The 8,754-nt window shown below is 41.4% G+C and carries 6 protein-coding genes and 1 tRNA gene; 3 read left to right on the top strand and 4 right to left on the bottom strand.

Annotation, left to right across the window (positions count from 1 at the left end):
- Positions 1-127: 127 nt before the first annotated feature.
- Positions 128-1,291, top strand: coding sequence for a hypothetical protein (locus ACTXGH_RS06965; RefSeq protein WP_439296067.1), 1,164 nt, complete (start codon positions 128-130; stop codon positions 1,289-1,291).
- A 107-nt stretch (positions 1,292-1,398) separates the two neighbouring features.
- On the opposite strand, the gene ACTXGH_RS06960 is transcribed toward ACTXGH_RS06965, so the two are convergent.
- The 4 genes from ACTXGH_RS06960 to ACTXGH_RS06945 form a co-directional block, all read right to left on the bottom strand.
- Positions 1,399-2,022, bottom strand: coding sequence for a hypothetical protein (locus ACTXGH_RS06960; protein ID WP_439296066.1), 624 nt, complete (start codon positions 2,020-2,022; stop codon positions 1,399-1,401).
- A gap of 431 nt (positions 2,023-2,453) precedes the next feature.
- Positions 2,454-2,538: transfer RNA gene (locus tag ACTXGH_RS06955), tRNA-Leu, on the bottom strand.
- A gap of 248 nt (positions 2,539-2,786) precedes the next feature.
- Positions 2,787-4,502 carry a sigma 54-interacting transcriptional regulator gene (locus ACTXGH_RS06950; RefSeq protein WP_439296071.1) on the bottom strand — a complete coding sequence of 572 codons (1,716 nt, stop codon included), beginning with the start codon at positions 4,500-4,502 and terminating at the stop codon, positions 2,787-2,789.
- Between the two features lie 141 nt (positions 4,503-4,643).
- Positions 4,644-5,966: a two-component system sensor histidine kinase NtrB gene (locus ACTXGH_RS06945; RefSeq protein WP_439296065.1), complete on the bottom strand. Its 1,323-nt coding sequence runs from the start codon at positions 5,964-5,966 to the stop codon at positions 4,644-4,646.
- 139 nt (positions 5,967-6,105) lie between these two features.
- On the opposite strand from ACTXGH_RS06945, the gene rimO reads away from it, so the two are divergent.
- Together rimO and pyrH are read left to right on the top strand one after the other, a co-directional pair.
- On the top strand, positions 6,106-7,728 hold the full coding sequence (gene rimO, locus ACTXGH_RS06940; protein ID WP_439296064.1) for a 30S ribosomal protein S12 methylthiotransferase RimO: 1,623 nt from the start codon (positions 6,106-6,108) through the stop codon (positions 7,726-7,728).
- A 233-nt stretch (positions 7,729-7,961) separates the two neighbouring features.
- Positions 7,962-8,687 carry a UMP kinase gene (gene pyrH, locus ACTXGH_RS06935; RefSeq protein WP_058369103.1) on the top strand — a complete coding sequence of 242 codons (726 nt, stop codon included), beginning with the start codon at positions 7,962-7,964 and terminating at the stop codon, positions 8,685-8,687.
- Positions 8,688-8,754: the final 67 nt, after the last annotated feature.

The raw sequence follows: 8,754 nt of genomic DNA, 5'->3' as shown, positions 1-8,754 counted from the left end.
ATTATGATAATTTAATCCTGTCAGGCATTGCTGCCTGACTAAAGTAAATCAGCCTCCGATAAAGTCGGGGCGGTTCAATCAAGACAATAATCCTATCCTTGATGAAGAGGGTAAGAAGCAAAGACGATTGGAACTAAATTTCGTTTTTGCTAATGTTGAGCTGACGAGTGGTAAAGCACTCCCTATTTACTTTCACAGAAATGATATCAACTTAGTTGATTCATGGCGTGATGTAATAAATGCCACTTATAGTCTAGCCGATCCAAATCACCCTAATCGGAGAAGAGTATTAGCAACTGTTTCCGATTTGCCAAGAAGTACTACTGAAGTTCGTGAAGATATACATGACTTTATCATCTCTGGAATCGAGAAAGGCTATATAAAAAATCGTCATGGTATTTTAAAGGCTTTTGCCGGTTTAGGGTTAGTAGTTGCAAGAGAAACTAAGACTAGTATCAGTGTCGAAAATCCTGATGGGAAGAATAATATTAGGTTTAAGGGCGAGATTTATGAGCGAGAATTTGAAGTCGAAAAACTTAGCAGAGCGTATAGCAAAAGCGAAAGCTCAGAGCTACGAGAAAACACTATTGACCTTACAAGAGCAAGAGAGCGACTTCTCAGCACAGTTGCAAACCGTAGCTCAAGAATATCAAAGCGCTTTGATAACACAACAGCAATTAGTAGCCCAAGGACAGGCACCTTCAATTTTAGCTCACTTAAAATTGATCACGATATCAATAGTGATCCTATCCCTGGTAGCAACCATGTCATTAATAAGCGTATTAATCTCTCTCTCATGGAGGCAGTTAGGCCTGTCGCTGTTTATAACAATGATTCTAGCAACATTGATGTTTCTACTGATAGTTTGGAGGATGAGCATCGAAAGAGACTAAATAGAGCAACATTGACTTTCATCAAAACTTTTACAGACGAGTCTATAAGTGTCAGAAGTGATTGGTTGGGTAACGGCAATACGGGAACACTAGTTCCTAATGAGACTAAAGCTAAGTTTGATAGTCGTCAATTAGATATCATAAAAAATATAGAAGAACTACCCTCATACTCTAGTGAGAAAAGAGTGCGTGAAGTACTTTCTAAGCCTGAAAATAACTCTATCCTTGCGCTCTTAATTGACCCAATAGTTGAACGTGAGCAATACGAGATACGACAGCTCACTAAAGAAAATAACAATATATCTGCAATAACTCAAGAAGCTGAAGTATCACCAAGTCCAAAATCTGTTATAAAAAGCCCCGTTTTAGAATCACAATATCCCAAATATACTCCGTAATTTTTCTTATGAATTTAGTGACTATAAAATCGTCAACGTGGATCATTAGCATTGAGCTTTCTGTTTAAAATATCTTATGCTAGTTTCTACAGTTTTTTCAGCGTAGCTCAATCAATCGACCATTTTTCTAACGTCCGATTGTCATAGCAATCCTCGTAACCATAGCGACTATTTAAATCTGTTAATCTATTAGCAACTGTGATATTTGCACCACCTGCACTACCACCTTTTCCTGCAGCACCCCAATTTATTGCATAACGTATAAAGACTGGCTGATCTTTTGCTCTAGTAAAATAATAAGTGGCATCTCCCTCGTTAGGGTGATTGCTATCACAAGATGATGGAATTTTAGTTACCTTACCAGAACCAAAAAGCTTATTTACTTCACTTTTGGAAGGACTCTCTCCTTCATTCTGAATCATTATTTCAATAGCTGTCATGAAAGTCCTAGCACCAGTGATAGTAACTTCAGTATAACCTATATTAGGATTTTTACTGCTGCCTACCTTGGTTGTTCCTTCCATCGTACTATCATGAGCGCCTGATTCATAATACGGCCATTTCCATTTAACACCTTTAATTTCATCTGCGTTCTCCCAGCCACTTACATTGTTTAGAGAGTTTTTGGGTATTGCCATTGCATCAATAATAGAAGAAAACTGTGCGGAATAAGCAGAAGCTGAGAATGTAAAAGCTAAAGTAGCCAAAGTTAATGATATAGCTTTGTTCATCTTAATAATCCTTTTTTGATGGTATTAGATTAAGCTCAGAGAACAAAAAATACAACTCTCAGTAGTTAGTCTCTAGACCAGCACATTATACTAAAATGGTAATAAGTAGATGCATCGTATAATGAAACAGCCCTATAGGCTACTAACTTATATGGCTATTCCATTATACGAAATACAGTGAAATACTCTTTGTAAGATTTACTTGGGCAAACATAGATAGGAATTGATTATAGCCCATGGAAGAATATGGGCTATATCTACAAAAAACTCTTTAAACACTTACGATTTAAGGCTTCTAGAAGGGTAGTACAGTTGATACTGTTCCACAGTTCAGCCCACGGAAGATATTTATACCAAATTCCACACATAAAAAAACCTGCCCGAAGGCAGGTTTAGTATAGATTTGAGACAATTTATTCACTATCCGAAAATGGTGGGGCTGGAGAGACTCGAACTCTCACACCTTGCGGCGCCAGAACCTAAATCTGGTGCGTCTACCAATTCCGCCACAGCCCCATTATCAAAACTTTATCATCAAAAGCGTTTAAACTCAAACACCATCTAGATAAATAACTGATTCGGTAGTGCGTCTCAGTGGTTGGCTATTATATAGAGTTTGAATAGTTTGGCAACCCCTTTTTGCAAATAATTTTAAATTAATCACAATTTCTTGTACTCGAATTTATAAATGTTTGATTTCACTACGACTTTCAAAGGAGCTTTTTTAAATACGTAATGTTAAATCTATTCTTGAACTTGTTTAATTATGACTCTTCTGACTGATTGTCTGATGAGTCAATATCGAGCAGATGGAGTTTACGGGTTAAGGTGTTGCGTCCCCAACCTAATAAGTTAGCCGCCGCAATCTTTTTGCCGCCGCTATGCGTGAGCGCTGCATTCAATAATACGCGTTCGAAATCGGGTGTTGCGGTCTGCAAGATATCGGTTTCACCCGCCTGTAGCGATTCTTTCGCCCAGTCTGCTAGCACTTCTTGCCAAGTTAATGTCGCAACCGAGTAAGAGGTAGACTCTAAAGGCTGCATTACGTCATTACGATGAAAGTCATTATCATAAACGTCATTACGTGGTTGATTAGATCGTTGCTGCAAAGAATGATGATGATTATCCAAGAGCTCAGGTGGTAAATCTTCGACCAAAACCGTGTCACCCGTTGCCATGACCGTCAACCACAAACAGACATTTTCGAGTTGACGCACGTTGCCTCGCCAGTCAAAGGCCTGCATGAGGTGCAGTGCTTGGGGGTGCAGCTGCTTTGGTGCAGTGTTCATCTGCTCAGCGGCGCGCTGCATAAAGTGTGTAGTAAGTGCTGGAATATCCTCACGGCGTGCGCGCAATGGTGGTAATGGCAAACGAATGACGTTGAGACGATAAAATAAATCCTCACGAAACTTGCCTTGCTGTACGAGATGCTCTAGGTTTTGATGAGTCGCAGCGATGATACGTACGTCAACCTTGATAGGCTGCTGCCCGCCAACGCGATAAAACTCACCATTTGCTAGTACCCGTAGCAAGCGTGTTTGTGTACTAAAGGGCATGTCGCCGATTTCATCCAAAAACAGCGTGCCACCGTCTGCTTGCTCAAAGCGTCCTTGCCTGCGCGTGGTAGCGCCTGTAAAAGCCCCTTTTTCATGGCCAAATAGCTCAGATTCAATCAAATCATGAGGAATGGCTGCCATATTGAGTGCGATAAAAGGCTCTTGCTGCCTTGGTGAGTGTTGATGTAGGGCGCTTGCGACCAGCTCTTTGCCGGTCCCTGATTCACCAGTGATTAGTACGGTGATAGGAGAATGTGCCAAGCGTCCAATTGCTCGGAAGACCGTTTGCATAGCCTGTGACTGTCCAATAATACCATTAGGGTTGTTGTTAGACTTGTCAGTAGCTTTATCTTTTAACGAATCCTTGTCTTTGACCGAGTTGTCAGAGCTGTTGGTTGGTTTCGTTGTTGGATTTAGCTTGCTCTCTTTTTTTGCCTGAGCTTTGACATCGGTTTCGGCTTGCTTATTATTTATCTGATGAGTTGGCTGATAATTGATAGCTTTATAAATCGTTGCGACCGCATCATCTAGATCAAAGGGTTTGGGTAGATATTCAAATGCGCCTGTCTGATAACTGTCAATAGCAGAGCTGATGTCTGAATGAGCAGTCATAATGACGATAGGTAGCTGAGGAAAATGCTTATGTACCCATCCACTAAACGACAAGCCATCCATCATTGGCATACGAATATCAGTTAATATGACATCCGGCAACTGCGTCGCTGATGCATGTTGTTGTAAGACATCATTAAGCTGGGTCCATGCCGCCTGTGCCTGCGTAAAGCTGACAACCATAAAGCCAGCGTCTCCAAAAGTATCAGCCAATATCAATCGCAATGCTGCGTCATCATCGATCAACCATAGAATGGCAGGGTTGTCGTTGGGTGCATTATCGACCGTTACTTTAATCGTTTGATTATTCATTGACTCATCATTTGGCATCTGAGTAACGCTTTTGTATTTAGGGTGGTTATATTTAGTCATGTGTTAGGCCTGATGAGCAATTGTTTCAGGATTATCGTTTAATTCAGTAGAGTAATTCTAATATTTATTTCGCTATTACATTCATGTGTCAAGTGCTGGCTGATTAAAGGGTAAATATAGCGTAAAGCGCGTTTGTCTATTTTGATTGTCATCTTTAAATTGAATGGAGCTAACGTCAATCATACCATGATGTCGGCTGATAATATCTTGAACGATAGACAGCCCTAAGCCTGTGCCTGCTGCACGGCTAGTTACCATTGGGAAAAATATTTGCCCGATTAGCGCTGGATTAATTCCTGAGCCGTTATCAGTAATAGTGATTTGCAGTACTTGTTTGTGTTGTTGACTGCCAATAGTATGCTGAAAAGCAACGCGCGTTTGGATATGTAATTGCGGTTTATAATTGTCATCTTCAGCTTGAATGTTGCTCACTTTTGCATTATCAGACTCAAAGTTATTCGGCGAATATTGCTCTGTCATCGCCTCGCAAGCATTATTGACTAAATTTAGAAATACTTGGATTAACTGGTCTTTATCGGCATCTAATTCAGGCAAAGATAAGTCATAGTCACGTTTTAAAGTCACTTGCGAGTAATTATTCATCACCAAAGTTAGCACATGCTCTAGTGGCTCATGAATATTGACAGCTTGCCAGTTTGGCAATTGATTGGAGCCAAGAAGCTGACCGATGAGCTGGGTTAAACGGTCGGTTTCTGAGATAATAATATCGGTATAACTACGTAACTTATCAGTGGTTTTTTGCAGGTTTTTATTAATATTTTTTTCACTAAATTTGACAAATTGTCGTTGTAATAATTGTGCAGCACCGCGAATACCTGCTAACGGGTTTTTTACCTCATGGGCGACTGAACGCAGCATATGACGGGCGACATCGTATTGCTGCTGTTGGCGTTGTTCTTCTGTGATACGGCTTTGACGGTCTTTGCCCCACATCTCAATAATAAAATAAGCTTGCTGCTGATAGGTGACTGGTGTGACACTATAATCGATTGATACCGCTACGCCGCTGCTCGGTTGTAAAGTTACTTTATGGTCATGATCAATAAAAGGTTGTTGGTATTTTTGCGCTTGACTAAAGCGGTCATTCAAAGAGGAGGTTGGACGTTTTTGCCTTACAGTATTGGGTTTTAGATGGTTGTCTGAATACTTATTTGAGAGGTTGTCTACGTTGTCACTCAAACTTTTTTTGAGTTCTTCAGGTGCTAATAATGTCAATATAGACTGGCCTAATAACCGTTCGCGACTGACTGCTAACAACTGCTCAGCTTGACCATTGAGCCATGTAATTATCAGATCATCATTGACCCATAAGACAGCAGTATATAAATGCTGCACAATAAAAGCTGAGTCTGGTACGTCATTAGGTGCTACTGGAGATGCCATAAATATAAGAAGCCTAGTCACAAATCAAATTTAAGTGAATATTTAACCATAAATCAATACTCTAGCGCGGCAAAACTGGTGATTGTCATAAAAAAAACGTACAATGCGTTCAGCCAATTTATCTTTAGCAAGGTTAGCCATGCCCAATATTTCTACTCAGTCTTCTGGTTCTACGCTTTCAGACGATAGCCCAAACTCAAATTCAGACTTAAATTTGAACACAGACGCTTTAAGTGCTGATGTCTCATCAAAACAGATACAAACGATAAAAGATACTGCAACGGTGTTTAATCCTGCTCACTCGCAAACGCCACAAGAACAGGAACCTGCGCCCGCCCAACCTTACCATCATAAAGCCAATCATAATCAAAACCGCAGCATTGCACAAAGTAGCGATGCGACTGCTGACGCTCCAACAACCAGTGCGCCAAAGATTGGGTTTGTGTCTTTAGGTTGCCCAAAAGCCTTAGTGGATAGCGAACGTATTATTACAGAGCTTAGCCGCGATGGCTATCAAGTTGCAAGTGACTATGACGGTGCAGACTTAGTAGTGGTTAATACTTGCGGCTTCATTGAGTCGGCGGTACAAGAGTCGCTTGATGCAATCGGTGAAGCTATCAGCAAAAACGGTAAGGTCATCGTGACAGGCTGCTTAGGTAAAGAAGCAGAAAAGATTCGTGAAATGCACCCAGCAGTGCTAGCAGTGACTGGTGCACATGCTTATGATGAAGTAATTACAGCGGTCTCCCAGCATGTACCGAAGCCGAATCGTAGTCTTGATGCAAACTACGACCCAAAGATAGATTTGATCGATGAGGCGGGTATTAAGTTAACCCCAAGCCATTATGCTTATCTAAAAATATCAGAAGGCTGCAATCACCGCTGTACCTTTTGCATTATCCCAAGCTTGCGCGGCGATTTAGCATCACGCCCGATTGACAATGTGATGACTGAAGCATTAGCACTCAAAAATGCTGGCGTAAAAGAGTTACTTATTATCTCACAAGACACGTCTGCTTATGGGCTAGACCTAAAGTATAAAACCAGCTTTTGGAATGGCATGCCGCTAAAGTCAAAATTCTATGACTTATGCCAAGCATTGAACGACTTAGGTATCTGGGTGCGTCTGCATTATGTTTATCCATATCCACACGTGGATAAAGTCGTTAAGCTCATGAGTGAGAAAAAACTATTACCTTATCTAGACATACCTTTTCAACATGCCAGCCACCGCATCCTAAAGGCGATGAAGCGCCCCGCACATAGTGAGAATACCCTGGCACGCATTAAAGCATGGCGTGAAATTTGTCCCGATATCGTCATTCGTTCGACCTTTGTCGTCGGCTTCCCTGGTGAGACGGAAGAGGATTTTCAATGCTTGCTTGATTGGCTGGTTGAAGCACGCCTTGATCGCGTTGGTGCTTTTACGTATTCAGAAGTAGAAGGCGCGGTTGCTAATGATTTGCCTGATCACGTACCTGAAGACGTTAAACAATCTCGCTATGAGCGCTTGATGGCATTACAACAAGACATCTCAGCACAAAAACTACAAGAAAAAGTCGGTAAGACTTTAACGGTATTGGTTGATGAGATTGATCATGAAGAAAATATTGCAATTTGCCGTAGTTATGCTGATGCACCAGAGATTGACGGTCATGTCTATGTAGATGATATTACCGCCAAAGTGAAAGTCGGGGCGTTCTTAACCGTCACTATCGATGATGCTAGCGAATATGACTTATTTGCCAGTTACCAAGGCTAATTAAACGTTACAAAAAGCGCTACATGGATTTTGAACATCGGTGTCCACCGAGTGACTAAATAAAAACTGGCACGGATTACCGATGAAAATTGCCCAATTGTGAGTAGTTTTTGCTACAATTAGCGCAATTTGGCCTACTAGCCTGTTTTGGACTATCAGTTCTAACCTGTGCTCCAATTCTATTGGTTTTAACCATTATTTAATGATAAATTTAACGATAAAAAGGTGCCCTCATGTCTGACAAAAACCCTCGTTTCTCGCGCATATTGCTCAAATTATCTGGTGAAGCCCTAGCTGGTGGCAAAGATATGGGGATTGATACTGAAGTGCTTGATAAGATGAGTTTGTCTATCGCGCACTTGCGTGGTCTTGGGGTTCAGGTAGGTATTGTCGTGGGCGGCGGTAATTTGTATCGCGGCGCGCAGCTACAAAAAGAGGGTTTGGTTGGCCGCGTTACTGGTGACCAAATGGGTATGCTAGCAACGGTCATGAATGGCCTTGCGATGCGGGATGCGCTTGAGCGCCGTAATATTAAGACACGTTTAATGTCAGCATTGCCAATCGGCGAAGTCACTGAAAGCTATAGTAGCCGAAATGCGATTCGTTACCTCAAAAATGGTGAAGTTTGTATTTTTGTTGCTGGTACTGGCAATCCATTCTTTACGACAGACACGGCTGCTTGTTTGCGCGGTATTGAAATTGAAGCAGGCTTGATTCTAAAAGCCACCAAAGTTGATGGTGTTTACGATAAAGACCCAAGCTTGCACGCTGATGCGACCAAATACGACGGGTTAACCTTTGATGAGGTGTTGGAGCAAAAGCTTGGCGTGATGGATTTGACCGCTATTGCGCTGTGCCGTGAGCATAACGTACCGCTACAAGTATTTGATATGACCAAGCCCAACGCTTTATTAAATGTCGTTATGGGTGAAAACGAAGGCACACGCGTTTATCATTAATCAAAGTTAATCATTTATAGACAGTTGATAGACAGCTGCTATAGATGGCAATAGTACAATGGGTCAT

This window comes from Psychrobacter sp. 1Y10, assembly GCF_052259005.1.
Taxonomy (GTDB): Bacteria; Pseudomonadota; Gammaproteobacteria; order Pseudomonadales; family Moraxellaceae; genus Psychrobacter; species Psychrobacter saeujeotis.
This window is presented reverse-complemented; position numbering and strand designations above follow the sequence as displayed.

Excerpts from the sequence above, each read along its gene's own strand:
- ACTXGH_RS06960 (WP_439296066.1), bottom strand. The coding sequence starts at position 2,022 with ATGAACAAAGCTATATCATTAACTTTGGCTACTTTAGCTTTTACATTC.
- ACTXGH_RS06950 (WP_439296071.1), bottom strand. The coding sequence starts at position 4,502 with ATGAATAATCAAACGATTAAAGTAACGGTCGATAATGCACCCAACGAC.
- ACTXGH_RS06945 (WP_439296065.1), bottom strand. The coding sequence starts at position 5,966 with ATGGCATCTCCAGTAGCACCTAATGACGTACCAGACTCAGCTTTTATT.
- rimO (WP_439296064.1), top strand. The coding sequence starts at position 6,106 with ATGCCCAATATTTCTACTCAGTCTTCTGGTTCTACGCTTTCAGACGAT.
- pyrH (WP_058369103.1), top strand. The coding sequence starts at position 7,962 with ATGTCTGACAAAAACCCTCGTTTCTCGCGCATATTGCTCAAATTATCT.